This window comes from Halorubrum persicum (assembly GCF_002727125.1).
Taxonomy (GTDB): domain Archaea; phylum Halobacteriota; class Halobacteria; order Halobacteriales; family Haloferacaceae; genus Halorubrum; species Halorubrum persicum.
In genome coordinates this window covers 81,922-97,583 of the sequence record NZ_NHOA01000139.1, presented here as the reverse complement: position 1 = coordinate 97,583, position 15,662 = coordinate 81,922, and the positions used below count along the sequence as shown (strand labels likewise).

At 70.2% G+C, this 15,662-nt stretch carries 20 protein-coding genes and 1 pseudogene; 11 read left to right on the top strand and 10 right to left on the bottom strand.

The window, feature by feature from the left end; all coding sequences use genetic code 11:
• Both DJ69_RS19105 and DJ69_RS15300 read left to right on the top strand, forming a co-directional pair.
• Positions 1-112 (top strand): annotated as a pseudogene (locus tag DJ69_RS19105) (DUF2249 domain-containing protein); the annotation flags it as partial.
• A 58-nt stretch (positions 113-170) separates the two neighbouring features.
• On the top strand, positions 171-455 hold the full coding sequence (locus tag DJ69_RS15300; protein ID WP_099256403.1) for a transcriptional regulator: 285 nt from the start codon (positions 171-173) through the stop codon (positions 453-455).
• Between the two features lie 24 nt (positions 456-479).
• On the opposite strand, the gene DJ69_RS15295 is transcribed toward DJ69_RS15300, so the two are convergent.
• Together DJ69_RS15295 and DJ69_RS15290 are read right to left on the bottom strand one after the other, a co-directional pair.
• Positions 480-1,157, bottom strand: a complete 678-nt coding sequence (locus tag DJ69_RS15295; RefSeq protein ID WP_099256402.1) for a type 1 glutamine amidotransferase domain-containing protein — start codon at positions 1,155-1,157, stop codon at positions 480-482.
• A 108-nt stretch (positions 1,158-1,265) separates the two neighbouring features.
• Positions 1,266-1,550, bottom strand: a complete 285-nt coding sequence (locus DJ69_RS15290; RefSeq protein ID WP_099256401.1) for a DUF357 domain-containing protein — start codon at positions 1,548-1,550, stop codon at positions 1,266-1,268.
• A gap of 79 nt (positions 1,551-1,629) precedes the next feature.
• On the opposite strand from DJ69_RS15290, the gene DJ69_RS15285 reads away from it, so the two are divergent.
• From DJ69_RS15285 to DJ69_RS15265, 5 genes are all read left to right on the top strand, one after another.
• On the top strand, positions 1,630-2,361 hold the full coding sequence (locus DJ69_RS15285) for an RNase P subunit p30 family protein (protein ID WP_099256400.1): 732 nt from the start codon (positions 1,630-1,632) through the stop codon (positions 2,359-2,361).
• Positions 2,345-3,004, top strand: coding sequence for a class I SAM-dependent methyltransferase (locus DJ69_RS15280; RefSeq protein ID WP_099256399.1), 660 nt, complete (start codon positions 2,345-2,347; stop codon positions 3,002-3,004). The genes DJ69_RS15285 and DJ69_RS15280 overlap by 17 nt, the downstream gene beginning before the upstream one ends.
• Before the next feature lie 7 nt (positions 3,005-3,011).
• Positions 3,012-3,491, top strand: a complete 480-nt coding sequence (locus tag DJ69_RS15275) for an Rpp14/Pop5 family protein (protein ID WP_099256398.1) — start codon at positions 3,012-3,014, stop codon at positions 3,489-3,491.
• Positions 3,492-3,495: 4 nt separating this feature from the next.
• Positions 3,496-4,293 carry an archaeal proteasome endopeptidase complex subunit alpha gene (gene psmA, locus DJ69_RS15270; protein WP_099256397.1) on the top strand — a complete coding sequence of 266 codons (798 nt, stop codon included), beginning with the start codon at positions 3,496-3,498 and terminating at the stop codon, positions 4,291-4,293.
• Between the two features lie 72 nt (positions 4,294-4,365).
• Positions 4,366-5,274, top strand: a complete 909-nt coding sequence (locus DJ69_RS15265; RefSeq protein WP_099256396.1) for an SDR family oxidoreductase — start codon at positions 4,366-4,368, stop codon at positions 5,272-5,274.
• A 3-nt stretch (positions 5,275-5,277) separates the two neighbouring features.
• Here DJ69_RS15265 and DJ69_RS15260 read toward each other — a convergent pair whose 3' ends face one another.
• Positions 5,278-5,787 (bottom strand): hypothetical protein, encoded by a 510-nt coding sequence (locus DJ69_RS15260; RefSeq protein ID WP_099256395.1) that lies wholly within the window; start codon positions 5,785-5,787, stop codon positions 5,278-5,280.
• A 230-nt stretch (positions 5,788-6,017) separates the two neighbouring features.
• On the opposite strand from DJ69_RS15260, the gene DJ69_RS15255 reads away from it, so the two are divergent.
• The 3 genes from DJ69_RS15255 to DJ69_RS15245 all read left to right on the top strand — a co-directional run bounded on the left by DJ69_RS15255 (position 6,018) and on the right by DJ69_RS15245 (position 9,143).
• A complete protein-coding gene (locus tag DJ69_RS15255; RefSeq protein WP_099256394.1) occupies positions 6,018-7,943 on the top strand; it encodes a beta-CASP ribonuclease aCPSF1 in 1,926 nt (641 codons plus the stop codon).
• Between the two features lie 199 nt (positions 7,944-8,142).
• Complete coding sequence (locus DJ69_RS15250; RefSeq protein WP_099256393.1) at positions 8,143-8,514, top strand: methylglyoxal synthase; 372 nt, start codon at positions 8,143-8,145, stop codon at positions 8,512-8,514.
• Between the two features lie 107 nt (positions 8,515-8,621).
• A complete protein-coding gene (locus tag DJ69_RS15245) occupies positions 8,622-9,143 on the top strand; it encodes a DUF7332 family protein (protein WP_099256392.1) in 522 nt (173 codons plus the stop codon).
• Here DJ69_RS15245 and DJ69_RS15240 read toward each other — a convergent pair.
• The 3 genes from DJ69_RS15240 to DJ69_RS15230 all read right to left on the bottom strand — a co-directional run bounded on the left by DJ69_RS15240 (position 9,140) and on the right by DJ69_RS15230 (position 10,979).
• Entirely contained in the window at positions 9,140-9,703 is a 564-nt protein-coding gene (locus tag DJ69_RS15240; protein WP_099256391.1) for a hypothetical protein, read from the bottom strand. The two genes, DJ69_RS15245 and DJ69_RS15240, sit on opposite strands and share 4 nt — an antisense overlap.
• Positions 9,704-9,744: 41 nt before the next feature.
• Entirely contained in the window at positions 9,745-10,065 is a 321-nt protein-coding gene (locus tag DJ69_RS15235) for a transcription factor S (RefSeq protein ID WP_099256390.1), read from the bottom strand.
• 77 nt (positions 10,066-10,142) lie between these two features.
• Positions 10,143-10,979 carry an alanyl-tRNA editing protein gene (locus DJ69_RS15230; RefSeq protein WP_099256389.1) on the bottom strand — a complete coding sequence of 279 codons (837 nt, stop codon included), beginning with the start codon at positions 10,977-10,979 and terminating at the stop codon, positions 10,143-10,145.
• A 111-nt stretch (positions 10,980-11,090) separates the two neighbouring features.
• On the opposite strand from DJ69_RS15230, the gene DJ69_RS15225 reads away from it, so the two are divergent.
• Complete coding sequence (locus DJ69_RS15225) at positions 11,091-12,794, top strand: DUF7289 family protein (protein WP_099256388.1); 1,704 nt, start codon at positions 11,091-11,093, stop codon at positions 12,792-12,794.
• Between the two features lie 35 nt (positions 12,795-12,829).
• Here DJ69_RS15225 and DJ69_RS15220 read toward each other — a convergent pair whose 3' ends face one another.
• Genes DJ69_RS15220 through DJ69_RS15205 form a run of 4 tightly spaced genes read right to left on the bottom strand, consistent with a single transcriptional unit; the run spans position 12,830 to position 15,660 of the window.
• The gene (locus tag DJ69_RS15220) at positions 12,830-13,651 is read right to left on the bottom strand and encodes a DUF7289 family protein (RefSeq protein ID WP_099256387.1); all 822 of its coding nucleotides are present in this window, start codon (positions 13,649-13,651) and stop codon (positions 12,830-12,832) included.
• Positions 13,648-14,154, bottom strand: a complete 507-nt coding sequence (locus DJ69_RS15215; protein WP_099256386.1) for a DUF7266 family protein — start codon at positions 14,152-14,154, stop codon at positions 13,648-13,650. The genes DJ69_RS15220 and DJ69_RS15215 overlap by 4 nt, the downstream gene beginning before the upstream one ends.
• The gene (locus tag DJ69_RS15210) at positions 14,147-15,064 is read right to left on the bottom strand and encodes a DUF7261 family protein (RefSeq protein ID WP_099256385.1); all 918 of its coding nucleotides are present in this window, start codon (positions 15,062-15,064) and stop codon (positions 14,147-14,149) included. Before DJ69_RS15210 ends, DJ69_RS15215 begins: the two co-directional genes overlap by 8 nt.
• Positions 15,061-15,660 (bottom strand): DUF7288 family protein, encoded by a 600-nt coding sequence (locus DJ69_RS15205; protein ID WP_099256384.1) that lies wholly within the window; start codon positions 15,658-15,660, stop codon positions 15,061-15,063. The genes DJ69_RS15210 and DJ69_RS15205 overlap by 4 nt, the downstream gene beginning before the upstream one ends.
• Between the last annotated feature and the right edge of the window lie 2 nt (positions 15,661-15,662).

Sequence of the window (15,662 nt, the reverse complement as noted above, 5' to 3'; positions counted from 1 at the left end):
CGCCGTCGAGGCCGGCGAGATCGTCCGATTCGACGGTGAGACGGCGGTCGAGCCGACCGCGACCGAGGACGCCGCGGCGCTCGTGGTGCTGGCGCCGACCACGGACGAGTGAGGCGGGACGCCGGCGAAATCGCCGTCGACGTTTTATCTACTCCCCCCAAAATCGACCCATGGAGACGACCCGCCAGCGCATCGCCGACATGCTCCGCGAGGAACCGGCGACCGCGAGCGACCTCGGGGAGGCGCTGTCGCTGCCGACGCCCGTCGTGTACGACCACGTCGAACACGTCTCGCGGTCGGTCGCGGACGACGGCGCCGACGAGGAACTCCTCGTCGCGCCGCCCGCGTGCCGCGACTGCGGCTTCGACGGCTTCGACGACCCGATCAACGAGCCCTCGCGGTGCCCGGAGTGTAAGAGCGAGCGGATCGAGGAGCCGGCGTTCGTGATTCGCTGACGCGTACGCCGCGTTCGTCCCTCCCTACAGCGCGTCGAGCAGCGTCTGCGCCGCGTCGGCCGACGAGCCCGGGCCGCGCGCGGTGATCAGGTCGCCGTCGACCGTGACGCTCGTGTCGGCGCCGAGCTCGGCGTCCCAGTCGGCGCCCGCGAGGACGACCTCGTCTTCCACCCAGTACGGGAGCTTTCGGCCGTCCGGCATCACGTCGTCGTCGTCGACGATGTCCTCCTCCCACGCGTTCGGAAAGCCGGTGACGGAGCGTCCCTCGACGAGGGGCGTCCCGTCTGCCTCGCGCGTGAACGCGAGGATGCCGACCGCGTGGCAGACGACGAGCGCGACGCTCTCCTCGCCCGCGACCGCGTCGAGCAGGAGCTGCCGGGCGTGCCGGTCCTGGTTCACGTCCCAGACGGTGCCGTGACCGCCGGGGAACACGACCGCGTCGTACTCCTCGGCCGCGACGGTCGCGATCGGCTCGGGATCGTTCAGTTTCGGGTGCTCCTCGTCGACCTCACGGAGCTCCGCGACCCGCTCCTCGCCGCCCGCGGCCTCCGGGTCGAGCGACCGCTCGTCGACGGCCGGCGGCGACCCGGACGGGGTCGCGACCGTCACGTCGACGCCCTCGGCTTCGAGCGTGGTCAGCGGCTCGATACACTCCTCGGCCCAGTACCCCTCTTCGCTCACGACGAACAGCGCGTCAGTCATGTGTGACTCTCCGTTGACGCGCTCGACGTAAAAAGCGCCCGCGCCCGGAAGCGACGAGGGGCGTCGCGGGGTTTATACGTCGCAAAGGGGGGCCGGGAGGTGAGCGGCTCACGTGGTGAACAGTTCGGTGTCGTCGGGAACGGCGAACAGCCCCATCCGGACGCCGGCGTCGAGCCAGCCGTAGCCGTACGAGTACGACGCGAGCGCGTTGACCGGGTCGCCGGCGTCGCGGAAATGCCTCCCGTCGTCCAGGTACGACTCGGCCATCTCCAGCACGTCGGCGGCGGCCTCGCCGAGCGGGGTGTCGGCGGGCGGGCGCGGCTCCGCGACCTCCAGGGCGTCGGCGAGCATCCCCTCGTAGCGGTCCGTCTTTTCCTCTAACTCCGCGGCCATGCGAGCCGTTCCGGAGAGCGGTTCAAAAAGCCGTCGGCGAAGCGCAACCTCGATACCCCCGGAGCCGAAACGGGCGGACATGTACGAGGCCGTCCACGCCCGCCCCGACGGCGACGCGACCGCCGCCCGCCACGCCGCCACCGCGGCGCGGTACGGCTACGACGGGGTCGTCGTCCGCACGCGGGAAGGGCTCGATCCGGTCGGCGGCAACGCCGCCGAAGACCGGTCACGCGAGGCAGCCGCGCTCCGCGAGGCGAACGGGGTCGACGTCGTCGACGCGGTCGAGATCGATGCCGACGACGCCACGAGCGCCTCGGGCGCGGTGGGAAACTACCGGTCGAGCCGCACGGTCGTCTGTCTCGTCGGCGGCGACGACGGCCTCAACCGCTTCGCGGTCGAGGAGCCCCGCGTCGACGTGTTAGTCCGCCCGATGGACGGCTCGGGCGACTTCAACCACGTCCTCGCGAAGGCCGCCCGCGACAACGACGTCCACGTGGAGTTCGACCTCGGGCCCCTGTTCCGCGCGACGGGCGGGAAGCGGGTCCGCGCGCTGGCGGACCTCCGGAAGCTCCGCGAGATCGTGACCTACTACGACGCGCCTCACGTCGTCAGCGCGAACCCGCGGTCGCACCTCGAGCTCCGGGCGCCGCGCGAGGTCGTCGCCGCCGCCGAGGCGGTCGGATTCGACCCGGAGTGGATCGAGGCGGGGCTCCGAGCGTGGGGCGAGATCGCGGAGCGCAACCGGGACCGTCGCTCCGGGGCCTTCATAGAGCCGGGGGTCCGACTGGGCAGGTATGAAGAAGACGGTTGAGGAGCACGCCGCGCGCTTCTCCGAGAAGGCGGCCGAGTACGACGACTCGAAGAGCGACGAGTACCACGCCTGCGCGAGCCTCGTCGTCGACTACGCCGCGCCGAACGCCGACGACGTCGTCCTCGATCTGGGCGCCGGCACGGGCGCCATCGCCCTCGCGCTCGCCCCCGACGCCGAGCGCGTGCTCGCCCGCGACATCAGCGAGGGAATGATGGAGGAGGGCCGCCGCAAGGCCGACGAGCGCGGCCTCGCGAACGTCGCGTTCGCGTACGGCGAGTTCCGCGATCCCGAGATCGACCCCGACCAGCGGGTCGACGTCGTCACCTCGAACTTCGCGCTCCACCACCTCGCGGACGACGAGAAGCGCGCGGCGATCCGCGAGATGGCCGCCACGGGCGCCCGCCGTATCGTCCTCGGCGACGTGGCCTTCTTCGAGGAGCCGGACCCTGAGGCGCCCTTCTACGGGCCGGAGGTCGACGACCCGGCGACCGTCGGCACCCTCGTCGAGGCGTTCACGGTCGAGGGGTTCGCGGTGACCGCGGTCGAGCGCGTCCACGATCAGGTGGCCGTGATCGTCGCGGAGCGCGGCGCGGCGCTGGCCGACGCGGCGGAGACGGGCTCGGTCGAGGGACGCGGGGCGTGACTCCGCCGTGAAACACCTCCCCAAACACCTCCGGCCGCGCTGGCGGTACCTCGCGGTCGGGATCGAGACGTGGCCCGACGCCGAGATCGGCCGCCGCGGGTTCCAGCGAGCGCTGTGGTACGCCGCCGGCAACCTCCTCGGCGACGCCGGCAGCGCCGACGCCGACCTCACGCTGCTGTCATTCTCGCACGACGGCGGCGAGGGAGAGGCGATCGTCCGGGCCCGCCACGGCCACGTCGACGACGCGCGCGCGGCGATCGGCTGCGTGGCCGAGGTCGACGGCGACCCCGTCGGGATCCGCGTTCGCGGGATTTCGGGGACGGTGCGTGCCTGTGAGGAAAGATATATGGGTCGCGCGAGCGCTAATTCGACACAGCGAGACGTCGCGTTCGAAGGCGCCGAGCGGTCCGCGATCGTGCGTGGCGACGCGTACGACGTGCGGACCGAGTCGGGGTACGTCGGCGCGGCGGCGTTCGACACCGAGTGATATCATGCAGGGCCAATCCCAACAGCAGGCGTACGACCGAGGAATTACCATCTTCTCTCCCGACGGCAGACTCTACCAGGTCGAGTACGCCCGGGAGGCGGTGAAACGCGGGACCGCGAGCGTCGGCATCCGCGCCGAGGACGGCGTCGTCCTCGCGGCGGACAAGCGCGCGCGGTCCCCGCTGATGGAGCCGGAAAGCATCGAGAAACTGCACAAGGCCGACGACCACGTCGGCGTCGCGAGCGCGGGCCACGTGGCCGACGCCCGTCAGCTCATCGACTTCGCGCGCCGGCAGGCGCAGGTGAACCGCCTGCGCTACGGCGAGGCGATCGGCATCGAGACCCTGACGAAGAACATCACCGACCACATCCAGCAGTACACGCAGGTCGGTGGCGCGCGCCCCTTCGGCGTCGCGCTGATCGTCGGCGGGATCGAGAACGGCGAGCCGCGCCTGTTCGAGACCGATCCCTCCGGCACCCCCTACGAGTGGCAGGCGCTCTCGATCGGCTCCGACCGGAGCGACCTCCGCGACTACCTCGAAGCGGAGTACGAGGAGGGGCTCTCGATCGACGAGGCCATCGCGCTCGCGCTCGACACGCTCGCGCAGTCGAACGACGGCGAACTGTCGCCCGACGGCGTCGGCGTCGCCACGATCGCGGTCGACGACGAGCAGTACACGGAGCGGTCGCCCGACGAGATCGAGGCGATCCTCGCCGAGCGCGACCTGCTCGCGACGGACGAGGAGGCGGAAGACGACGAGTCCGGTGGCGCCGGGGGCGACGACGCAGACGACGAGGAGTAACGCGACGGCGGGCGGTCCGCGGTCGCGCGTTTCGTTTTTCGGAGCCGGTTTCCGCCGGCGGTCGGGAGAGTTATGCCGTCGGGGACCGACCCACGACGCGTGCAGAAGACGGTACTCATCACCGGCTGTTCCTCGGGCATCGGTCGCGCCGCGGCGCGCGCGTTCCTCGACGAGGGGTGGACCGTGTACGCGACCGCGCGGAACCCCGCGGACATCGAGACGCTCGGCGAGGCGGGCTGCGAGCTGGCGACGCTCGACGTCACGGACCAGAGCGACGTCGACCGCGTCGTCGACCGTATCTTGGACGAGGAGGGCGCGATCGACGCGCTGATCAACAACGCCGGCTACGGCCAGTTCGGCCCGGTCGAGGACGTGCCGACCGCGAAGGTCCACGAGCAGTTCGACGTGAACGTGTACGGCCCGCACCGGCTCATCAAGGCCGTCCTCCCCGGGATGCGCCGGGAGCGCGACGGCACGATCGTCAACGTCTCCTCGGTCGCCGGGCGGGTGTCGTTCCCCGGCGGCGGCGTGTACAGCGGCTCGAAGTTCGCGATCGAGGCGCTGTCGGACGCCCTCCGCAACGAGGTGTCGGAGTACGGGATCGACGTGGTCGTCGTCGAACCCGGCCCCGTGCGAACGAACTTCTCGAAGCGCGCGGAGCGAGAGGCGGGCGGGGCGACCGACGGCGGGAGCGAGGCTGACGCCGACGGCATCGCATCCGACGAGTCGGGGATCGACCGCTCCGGCGCCTACGAGGAGTTCTACGCGATCTTCGAGGACACCCAGCTGCTCGGGGGTGACGGCCCCGGTGCCGTCGAGCCCGGGGTCGTCGCCGCCGCGATCGTCAACGCCGCGAGCGCGACGCAGCCGCCCGCCCGCGTCCAGCCCGGCACCGCGGCTCGGGTCGGCGTGCTCGCGCGGTTCCTCCCCGACGCGCTCCTCGATCGGGGGTACGAGTTCGTCCGGACGTTCACGAGCTGACTCCTACGCGTCCCCGTCCGCCGCGACCGCGAACGGGCTCTCTTCCTCCCGCCACTCCCAGCCGGGGAGCCGCGTCTGAAACCCCGCCGCGAGCGCGGCGTCGAGGTCGTCGGCGCCCGCTGCGCCCGCCGCGTCGGCGGTCGCGTCCTCCGTGACCCGCACGTCGACGAGGTGGAACGTCGCCTGCGCGAGCAGCGAGAGCGGGCGCCCGCCGGCGACGGTCGCGGCCAGCTCGCGGCCGAGCACCTCGTCGACGACGAACCCCGGGTAATCCCCCGCCACGTCGAGGTCGCGAAGCACGGCGACGCAGCCGGCGACGTTCACCGCCACTTCGCCGTCCGCGAACACCGCGTCGACCTCGCGGCGGTACGCCTCGGGGGTGACGGAGTCCACGTCGGTCTCGAAGAGGCGGCCGAGCCGCTCGCGCGTGTCGTTGATGACCGGGACGACGACCGGGGATCGCTCGCGGACCCACGCGTGTTCGTCGCGGACCCTCTCGGGCGTGATGTGCATGTGTGGGGCTTCGGAGGCGGGGGGTTTGCCATTTGCGAAGGGTTTTATAACGACCGGGCTTATCATCAGGCAAGCGGGTTTTCGCTGGCTGTTCCCGCACGGTACCACCTACGGACAGTACTACTACCACTATGCCTACCCCGTCACGGTCGCCCGTCCGGCGCCGAGCCGCGTCCCGAAACGCGACACGACCCGACGGCGACGGCGATCGCGACGACCCGCGGTGAGATATGAGTCAAGTCGATAAGCAACTCGATACCCTGAAATCAGAGATCGAACAGGAGATTCCGAACGACATCACGGTCACCGACGTGAAATACGAGGGACCGGAACTGGTCGTGTACACGCGCGACCCGAAGCGGTTCGCCGGCGACGGCGATCTGATCCGCCGGCTCGCCTCCAAGCTCCGGAAGCGGATCACCGTCCGTCCGGACCCGAGCGCGCTCTCTCCCCCGGCACGCGCCGAGGAAGAGGTCCGCTCGGTGATCCCGGAGGAGGCCGGCGTGACCGACCTCGACTTCCACGAGGACACCGGCGAGGTCGTCATCGAGGCCGAAAAGCCCGGGATGGTGATCGGTCGCCGCGGCTCGACGCTCCGAGAGATCACGCAGGAGGTCGGCTGGACCCCCGAGGTCGTTCGCACGCCCCCGATCGAGTCCTCCACCGTCTCGAACGTGCGCGGCTTCCTGAAGAACGAACGCGAGGAGCGACGCGACATCCTCGAACGCGTGGGTCGGCAGATCCACCGCGAGGAGATGTCCGACGACGAGTGGGTCCGGATTACGACGCTCGGCTGCTGTCGCGAGGTCGGTCGCGCGGCCTTCATCCTCTCGACGCCCGAGACGCGCATCCTCATCGACTGCGGCGACAAGCCCGGCGCCGAGGGCGAGGTGCCGTACCTCCAGGTCCCCGAGGCGCTCGGGGCGGGCGCCGCGACCCTCGACGCGGTCATCCTCACGCACGCCCACCTCGACCACTCGGCGCTCATCCCGCTCCTGTATAAGTACGGCTACGACGGCCCGATCTACGCGACGGAGCCGACCCGCGACCTGATGGGGCTGCTCACCCTCGACTACCTCGACGTCGCCGCCAAGGACGGGCGAACGCCCCCGTACGAGTCGTCGCAGGTCCGCGAGGCGATCAAACACACGATCCCGCTGGAGTACGGCGACGTGACCGACATCGCGCCGGACGTGAAGCTCACGTTCCACAACGCCGGCCACATCCTCGGCAGCGCCGTCACCCACTTCCACATCGGCGACGGCCTCTACAACGTCGCCTTCTCCGGGGACATCCACTACGAGGACACCCGCCTGTTCAACGGCGCCGTCAACGACTTCCCGCGCGTCGAGACGCTCGTCTTGGAGTCCACCTACGGCGGCCGCGACGACTACCAGACCGATCAGGCCGACTCCGAGGAGGCGCTCAAGGAGGTCATCAACGAGACGTACGAGGAGGGCGGGAAGGTCGTCATCCCCGCGTTCGCGGTGGGGCGATCTCAGGAGATCATGCTCGTCTTAGAGGAGGCGATGCGCAACGGCGATATCCCGGAGATGCCCGTCCACCTCGACGGGATGATCTGGGAGGCGACCGCGATCCACACCACGTACCCCGAGTACCTCCGCGACGACCTCCGCGACCGGATCTTCCACGACGACGAGAACCCGTTCCTCGCCGACCAGTTCAACCACATCGACGGCGGCGAGGACGAACGACAGGAGGTCGCCGACGGCGACGAGTGTATCGTCATCTCCACGTCGGGGATGATCGAGGGCGGGCCGATCATGTCGTGGCTGCGCCACATCGGCTCCGACCCGAACTCGAACCTCGTCTTCGTCGGGTACCAGGCGCAGGGGACGCTCGGTCGCCGGATCCAGAACGGCTGGGACGAGATCCCGGTCGACGGCTGGGGCGGCGGCGGTCGCGGCGACACGCTCACCCTGGAGATGGGGACCGAGGTCGTCGACGGCTTCTCCGGACACGCCGACCGGCAGGGGTTGGAGAACTTCGTGAAGACGATGAACCCCCGCCCCGAGAAGGTGCTGTGCGTCCACGGCGACGAGCGGTCCGTCCAGGACCTCTCGTCCGCGCTGTACCACGACTACAACATGCGGACGTTCGCCCCGAAGAACCTGGAGACGTTCCGGTTCAAGTAGGCCGTACCGGGCGGTTCGCATCGGTCGGCCTTTCCGAGATGCCCAGCGACTGACTCCGTCACGTCTGGCGGCACCGTCACGCCCTCGACGACCGCGCACGCCGGACGACTGATGTCCGGCGGGCCGGGTCTGCGGCGGCGGTCGGTCTCGCTTCCGACTCTGCGTGATATTTTAAGAACCCCGGTCGAGTACGTCACGTATGCGAATCGCGCTCATCGCCCACGACGAGCTGAAAGACGAGATGGTCGAGTTCGTCACCGCACACACCGACGCGCTCGGCGAGTGCGAGCTCGTCACCACCGGTACGACGGGCAAACGCATCGCCGACGAAACGGGACTGACGGTGAACCGACAGGCTTCGGGACCGTACGGCGGCGACCTCCAGATCGGGGGGATGATCGCCGACGACCTGATCGACGGCGTCGTCTTCCTCCGCGACCCGCTCACGGCGCAGGCCCACGAACCCGACATCTCCGCGCTCCTGCGGGTCTGCGACGTGAAGGACGTGCCGCTCGCGACGAACGTCGCCTCCGCGGAACTGCTCGTCGACGGGCTCCTCGAAGCGGCGTGAGCGCGAGACCGACGCGACCCGGATCGCGGGTGCGCCCTCTCCGTCGAGTATCAGACCGGATAACCGGGAGCGCGCCGTTTTTATCCGGTCGGTCGTAGCCCCCGTCGATGACGCGCCGCGCTCCGTCCGGACTCACCGCCCGCGCCGCGATCTCGGTCGCGCTGCTCCTCGTCGTGGCGACCGTCGCGAGCGCGGGGGCCGTCGGCGCTGCGGCCGCAACGACCGGTGGCGACGCGCCGCCGAGCGGCTCGGCTGGTGGGGACGCCGACCGCATCGCACCGCCGACGCAGTGTTTCGCCGGCGAGGGGTACCCGATCTCCATCGGCGACGAGGGGGCGACGATCGAGGCGCTCGTCCACCTCTCCGTGGTGACCGATCCGGCCGCCGGCAACGAGTTCGGGATGGAGGCGTCGGGGGCCATCGGCGGCGACCCGATCGTGACGCTCGGCGCCGGCGTCAGGCTGACCGCGCGCGAGGCGATCGCGAACGGCGTGGATCCGTTCGCGGCGTTCGACGTGTTGTACGCCTACGAGCTGCGGCTCCCGATGTTCGACGGGTCGGTCGGTGAGCCGGCGTACCGCGACGACGGGTCGCCGATCGAATCGAGCGCGGGCGCGGTGCCCTGTTAGTCCGTCTCGCATCGGCCGTCGGGCGGCTCGACCCCGCGCACGATCCCCAGCAGCTCCCGGCGCGCGTCCGCCGGGCCCTCCCCGGCGGGGTACGACGCCTCACCGAGCGGATACGCGCCCCCGCCGAGCAGATACTCGCCGGCCGTCCAGACCGCGAGCAGCGCCTCGATCGGGACGCGCTGGCCGTCTCCGTCGGCGACGCGCGCGACGCCGCGAAACGTGGAGAGGGTCGCCCGCGACGCGGTCGGATCGTCGATAGCGATCGCTCGGTCGCCGCGGTGTTCGACTCGCTCGATGTCGCGCTCGGCGAGGCGCTCGCGGAATCCAGAGCGCGCCTGCCGCTCGACGAGCGCGGTGAGAGCCGAGTTCGGCGCGCTCGGCGGCCGGATCTCCAGCCGACTCGCGAAGCAGAAGGGGCGCAGCGGCTCGCTCGCGTCGCGCTCGTACCGCACCGTGCTCGCGTCGACGGAGACGGGACCGGCGGCGAATGCCCGCTCCGTCGCCTCGTCGACGCGCCGCCAGCCGTCGAGGCGCTCGCGGGGAACGACGGGCGGGTCCATGGGCGGCGTTCTCCGCCGAGGTAGTTAAAAGGAAATGCCGCTCAGTGGTCGTCTTCGCGCCACTTGTGCTCGCACTCGGTACAGACGAAGAACCGCGTCTCGGACTCGTCGGCCGAGCGGATCTGCTGCATGTACCAGTACGCGCGGTCGTTTCCGCACTCCGGGCAGTGAGCCGTCGTCTGCGGGAGCCCCTTATCCTCGGCGTCGCTCACGTCGACGATCTCGGACTCGACCTGCGACTCGGTGGTCCACTGATCGTCATCCTCCTCGCGTCCGATCTCGTAGCCGCAGGAGTCGCACACCCAGTGGTCCTCGCCCTCGCCCGACTTCATCATCGATCCGCACTCGTCGCAGAACTTCATGGCGGAACCAACCGCGGATCGTATATAAACGCCGGGATCGCGAGCGAACGGCGAGGGTCGGCCCGCGTCGGTCGGCCTCACTCCGCGCTGTCGACGTGCTCGGCCAACGCAAACCGGACGCGCTCCTCGTCGCTCCCCTTCGTCTCCCGCCCGGTGACGACGATCTCGCCGATCTCTCGCGTGTTGCCGACGTGGGTTCCCGCGCAGGCGGTGCGGTCGTACGGCGCCGCGCCGTCGCCGTCGGCCGCTTCCGCCGGCGCCCCGACCTCGACGATCCGGAGCTCCGCGATCGAGTCCGGGAGCAGGTCGATCCGCGTGCGGTCGGTGTCGAGCGTCGCCTCGGCCGCCTCGCGGTCCATCGTGTAGCTGGTCACGGGGCGTTCGTCGGCCACCAACTCGTTGAGCCGGGCTTCGATCCGGGCGAGGTCGCCGTCGTCGAAGCGCTCGTAAGCCGCGTCGAGGTGCGCGTGGTCGTCGTAGAGCTGATTCCCCGTCGTCTGCGCGACGAACTCGTTCAGCAGCAGCGCCGAGAGCAGGTGTTGTGCGGTGTGATACCGAGAGTGAACCCGCCGCCGCGCCGCGTCGATCTCTCCCACGACCGGCGTTCCGGGATCGGGGAGGTCGACGGCGTCGCCCGCGCCCGCCGCCGGTTCGAGGGTGTGGTAGATCGTGTCTCGCTTCTGTACGTCGACGACGCGCCAGCGGCGGTCGGCGGGGTCGCCGTCCGCGTCACCGTCCCCGCCCGCGTCACCGTCCGCAACCCGGAGCGTCCCCGTGTCGTGCGGCTGGCCGCCGCCGGTCGGGTAGAACTGCGTCCGGTCGAGGACGACCCGGGTCGGGTCCGAGAGAACGCGCTCGACGGTGGCTCGAAACGTCGTGACCGTGTCGTCCGCGAGATACAGCTCCTCGGTCATACCCGAACCGTGCGGTGCCGCGGGCTTCAGTGGTGCGTTCGGGGACGAACCGGTCTCAACTTCGATACTCGGACGTCGACGTTTATTACGTGTCCAGACGTATCTCACCCCATGAACAGCCCCGAGCGCGCGCAGAGCGAGGTGATCGGGGCCGTCCTGCTGCTGGGGCTCACGATCACGGCGGTCGGTATTACGGCCGGGATCGGGGCGAACGCGCTCGCGGACGCGCAGGCGTCCGCCGACATCGAACGGATCGAGGGGTCGATGACGCAGGTGGACTCGAAGGCCAGCCTCGTCGCTCACGGCGGGTCGACGAGCCAGCGCGTCCGGCTCGATCCCGGCCGGAGCGCCGACGTGCGCGCCGACGGCGACGCGGGCGTGATGCGGATCGAGGTAGAGGCGGAAACCGAGACCGGGGGAACGGAAACGGTGACGAAGAACGTCACGCTCGGGGTCGTCGTCTACGAGCGCGGCGACGATCGCGTGGCGTATCAGGGCGGCGGCGTCTGGCGCTCGAACGGCGAGGGGTCGTGGATGATCTCCCCGCCGGAGTTCCACTACCGGGGCGACACGCTCACGCTCCCGCTCGTGACGGTCGACGGGGACGGGCTCCTTGACGACTCCGCGGTCGTGACCGGGGGACATCCGGTGGGGTTGTTCCCGTCGGAGAACGTCTCGAACCCGCTGCTCGGCGGGAACGTCACGATCACCGTCGAGAGCGAGTACGCGGAGGGGTGGGGACGGTTCTTCGAGACCCGGACCCGGGCGAACGTCACCCAGCTGTCGCCGACCGAGGTCCAGGTCGCGCTCCGGACGCGGACCGTTCACCCCGCGGTCAGCGCGAGCGCCTCCGCGATCGGTGCGCCGCGGCTCGAATTCGGCGGGATAAACACTCTGTACGCCGACAGTTACGACTCAGCCGACGGGCCGTACCCCGGGAAGGGGAGCGCGAGCGATAACGCGGTGATCCAGGCGGCCAGCGATTTCCACCTCACCGCAGGTGGGGGCGGGAACACCGAATCCATCGAGATCCGCGGGGACCTCGTCGCCGAGTCGTACAAGATACCGAACGGGCAGTCGGACAAGCTGACCGTGACGGGCGAACGGCGGGTCGGTAGCGACCTCGGCGGTGTCACTCCCGTCTCCGGGGCGATAACGGCGCGTATGAACGAGGCGCGAGACGCGACCGGCTCGGGCGAGAGCGGGTTCGATCTCGACAACGGTTCCACGGTTGTGATCGACACGAGCACCACGTTCACCGGTGACGTCACGGTCTCGGACGGCACGCTCCAGATCGAGGACGGCGCGACGGTCCTCGTCGAGGGCGACCTCACCGTTCAGGGTTCGGGGGCGATCCGGTCGACCGACGGAGCGGCAGCGGGGAACCCGAACGAACTGCTCGTTGACGGCACGATCTCCGTGGACGACGCGCCGATCACGACGGACACACGGTTTGAACTGTACAACACCGACACGATCAACGTCACCGGCCAAGCGCGTCTCGCGGCGGACGGCGGCGTCGCGCGCAACCTCTGGGTGTACTCGAGCGCGGACGACATCGCGATCGACGGCGAGGGGGACCACGGGGTCGCGTTCACCGGCGTCCTGTACGCTCCGGAGAGTAGCGTGACGCTCACTGATGCCATGACGTTCAACGGCTCGTTCACCTCGGGGAGTTTCGGGTTCAACGACGCCGACCTCGACCTCCACTACGACGAGTCGCTCCGGAACCTCCAGCCGTTCGAGGGCGAAGCGGTGCCCGTGGTGAGTCACCTCCACGTCTCTAAACACCAAGTAAAGGTCGAGAGCGAGTAGGTCGGACGCTGACCCGTCGACTCCGACACGGCCTGTCACCGACGCAGCGAGACGACCCGAACGGTCTCTCGGACGTACACGGTCTCGGAGTGTCGCAGCTTCGCCACGGCGACCCCGTCCGTGCCACCGGGCGTCGCGTTATCGAAGCCGTCCGCCTCGTCGAAGTACCGGCTCCACGCGTCCGGCTGCTCGGTCTCGACCCAGAGGTAGAGGGGATCGCCGCCGCCGAAACGTTCCGTCTCCGAGTCGGCGGTCGCGTCCTCGACCACCGTGATCTGCACGGTGTCCTCGCCGGCGACGCGCTCCCTGCCGGGGCCGCGGACGAGGCCGACGATGGGAATCGTCGTCCGGTTGTCGGCGGCGACGAAGCGGGGGTCGGACAGCATCACGGAGCCGTCGCCGTCGCCGCGAACCAGCGCGCCGGCGTCGTAGGCGATCGTCGTCCCGCTGTCCCGGTACGTGAGGGGCCTCGACGTCCACTCGGCGATGGTCCCGTTGGCGACGTCGTCGGAGTCGTTGGTGTCCGCGAGCACGAAGCGCGTCTCCCCCGAGACCGAGAGCGTGCCGCCGGCCAACCGGAGCTCCGTCGCTCGGTTGGGGTCGCCGTACCGCTGGATGTCCCGGAGGTTGTCGTCGAACACCTCGAACGCGCGTTCGACGTTGTCGATACGCTCGGCCTCGCGTCGGTCCTCGACGCCGGTGATCCCGACCGCGAACACCGTGCCGATCGTGATCGTGATGAGCGAGAACACGAGGATGTATCCGACCACGTCGCTCACGCCGCGCTCGTCTCCCGCGAGGGAGCGCCCGGCGGACGAGCCGCCGACCGAGACGGTTCGATCCCGGCGCCCGCTCATCGCTCACTCACCTCCAGTTCGGGACCGCCGGCGTCGTCGCTGACGTACCGGATCCGGACGGGGCCGCCCCGCACGCTCGTCTCCGCGACGGGTAGCGTCGCCGCGTGGGGGATCTCGACCGTTATCTCCGGATCGTCGGTCCGCAGCGTCACGGCGTCGTCGTCGACCGCGATCCGGTACGAGCGCCCCGCCAGCCGCGTCGGGAGGTCGACGCCCACCGAGACGTTCGTGGAGTCGGCGGCACCGGGCGGGCGGTCGACGACCGCCGCGCGCGCGAGGCGGTCCGCGCTCTCGAGGTTCGCGACCGTCGTCTGGCCGGTCACTTCGAGGTCCCCCCGCACGACCCGGTCGGTCTGCGAGTCGACGACCCCGCCGATCCCGATGACGACGCCCGAGAGCAGCACCGCGCCGATCGCCAGCGTCAGCACGTAGCCGACCACGACGCTCACCGCGCGCTCGTCGCGGTCGAAGCGGGGTCGCCCGCCGTGCCATCGGTCACGCATCGGGCTCACCCGGAGCGACCCGAATCCTGGTCTTGAACCGGAGATCGGCGGTTCGGTACCGGAAATCGATCGTCGCGTCGTACACGGCGTCTCGCACCGTCAGCGCGGTGGCGCTGGTGGGCTCCGTTCCCGTATCCACGGTCGCGGTCGCCTCCACGCCGGCGCCGCCGGCGTTCTCGAACTCGACGTCGTACCCGTCGCTCAGCCCCGCCGGCCAGACGCCGGGGCACGGGTCACCGTCGAAGCGGTCGCCGGTGACAGCGAGCGTGACGGCGTCGCCGGTCGCCGGCGATCGACACCGTTCGGTCGGCGTCGAACCGTTTTTCCCCCCGGCGACCACGACATCGTCCCCCTCTGCGTACAGGTACCGCTCGTGAGTGGTCCCGGTCGCGGAGTCGTTGAAGACGACGGCGACCGCCTCGCTGCTCGCGTTCCCCGTGTCCGTCGGCGGCAGCGCGCTCTCGTTGGTGATCGAGAACGACCGGGCCCCGTTGACGTCGGGGATGGTCGTCGAGTCGTCGACGGGACCGGAGAGGTACCATCCCGGCGTGGTGGCGACGGGCTCGACGACGGCGATACCGCCCCGTCTCGCGTACCGCCCCGACAGATTCTGGTTGAGTTCCTCGATCCCGGTCTCGATCTCCGAACCGGTCGTGGCCCCGTTCCGGTTTGCGGTGTCGATGCGCGCGCCCGTCTCCTCGACGACGGCGGCACGGACTTCCAGCGCCTCCCCGTCGGCGGCCTCGATGCCGCGGGTCGCGACGTTCTCCGAGTAGATGCTCGCGTTCAGCAGGACCACGAGCGCGACGAGCGAGACGGCCACGACGAGTCCGGAGACCAACAACAGCTGTCCGCGGTCGGCGTCGCGGAGGCGTTCGCGGGCCCCGTCGCTCTCGGATGTCGGAATCATAGTTGCCAGACGGCCATCCGCACCTCCACGCGGTAGATCGGCCGGGAGTCGGGGTCCTCTAAGTAGAACTTCTGGCTCGCGTTCGCAGCGACCTGGCGGAGCGTCGTCTCCTCGTAGGCGGGCATGGTGAGGTTCGCGTCGTCGGTGAGGACGACCGTCCGCGTCGCCGTCACGGCGTTGTCGCTCGGCGAGCCCATATACACCAGCCGGGTCGACTCCTTGTACCACCGGCCGTGCCGGAGCTCGACGTTGAACGCGATCCGTCTCTCGCCGAACGTCCGGTTCAACGCCTCGCCGAACGCGTTCGGCGGTCCGCCCGCGGTGAAGGGTCCGGAACTCCCGTCCGCCCTGAACGACTCGCTTTCGGGGTCCCACCTGAGCAGCGCGGCCTCGAGGTCGCCGTTGGCGGCGCTCGTCTCCAACAGATCGGTCGCGACCGCGCGCTGCTGGTTCTCCAAGTGCTGGTTCGACGTACTTGCCGAGAGGGGCGTGACGGCGGTCGCCTGCAGCGCGAACGTCAGCCCGGCGACGATCAGTATCGCGGCGGCGAACGCCTCCAGCGTGTGCGCCTGCCCGCGGTCGTCTCTCGGGGGCATCG

Coding starts and splice junctions, on each gene's coding strand:
- DJ69_RS15240 (WP_099256391.1), bottom strand. CDS start 9,703: ATGGACCCGCCCGTCGTTCCCCGCGAGCGCCTCGACGGCTGGCGGCGC.
- DJ69_RS15285 (WP_099256400.1), top strand. CDS start 1,630: ATGTACGAGGCCGTCCACGCCCGCCCCGACGGCGACGCGACCGCCGCC.
- DJ69_RS15230 (WP_099256389.1), bottom strand. CDS start 10,979: ATGACCGAGGAGCTGTATCTCGCGGACGACACGGTCACGACGTTTCGA.
- DJ69_RS15300 (WP_099256403.1), top strand. CDS start 171: ATGGAGACGACCCGCCAGCGCATCGCCGACATGCTCCGCGAGGAACCG.
- DJ69_RS15265 (WP_099256396.1), top strand. CDS start 4,366: ATGCCGTCGGGGACCGACCCACGACGCGTGCAGAAGACGGTACTCATC.
- DJ69_RS15255 (WP_099256394.1), top strand. CDS start 6,018: ATGAGTCAAGTCGATAAGCAACTCGATACCCTGAAATCAGAGATCGAA.
- DJ69_RS15295 (WP_099256402.1), bottom strand. CDS start 1,157: ATGACTGACGCGCTGTTCGTCGTGAGCGAAGAGGGGTACTGGGCCGAG.
- DJ69_RS15290 (WP_099256401.1), bottom strand. CDS start 1,550: ATGGCCGCGGAGTTAGAGGAAAAGACGGACCGCTACGAGGGGATGCTC.
- DJ69_RS15225 (WP_099256388.1), top strand. CDS start 11,091: ATGAACAGCCCCGAGCGCGCGCAGAGCGAGGTGATCGGGGCCGTCCTG.
- DJ69_RS15260 (WP_099256395.1), bottom strand. CDS start 5,787: ATGCACATCACGCCCGAGAGGGTCCGCGACGAACACGCGTGGGTCCGC.
- DJ69_RS15245 (WP_099256392.1), top strand. CDS start 8,622: ATGACGCGCCGCGCTCCGTCCGGACTCACCGCCCGCGCCGCGATCTCG.
- DJ69_RS15280 (WP_099256399.1), top strand. CDS start 2,345: ATGAAGAAGACGGTTGAGGAGCACGCCGCGCGCTTCTCCGAGAAGGCG.
- psmA (WP_099256397.1), top strand. CDS start 3,496: ATGCAGGGCCAATCCCAACAGCAGGCGTACGACCGAGGAATTACCATC.
- DJ69_RS15220 (WP_099256387.1), bottom strand. CDS start 13,651: ATGAGCGGGCGCCGGGATCGAACCGTCTCGGTCGGCGGCTCGTCCGCC.
- DJ69_RS15210 (WP_099256385.1), bottom strand. CDS start 15,064: ATGATTCCGACATCCGAGAGCGACGGGGCCCGCGAACGCCTCCGCGAC.
- DJ69_RS15215 (WP_099256386.1), bottom strand. CDS start 14,154: ATGCGTGACCGATGGCACGGCGGGCGACCCCGCTTCGACCGCGACGAG.
- DJ69_RS15235 (WP_099256390.1), bottom strand. CDS start 10,065: ATGAAGTTCTGCGACGAGTGCGGATCGATGATGAAGTCGGGCGAGGGC.
- DJ69_RS15250 (WP_099256393.1), top strand. CDS start 8,143: ATGCGAATCGCGCTCATCGCCCACGACGAGCTGAAAGACGAGATGGTC.
- DJ69_RS15205 (WP_099256384.1), bottom strand. CDS start 15,660: ATGCCCCCGAGAGACGACCGCGGGCAGGCGCACACGCTGGAGGCGTTC.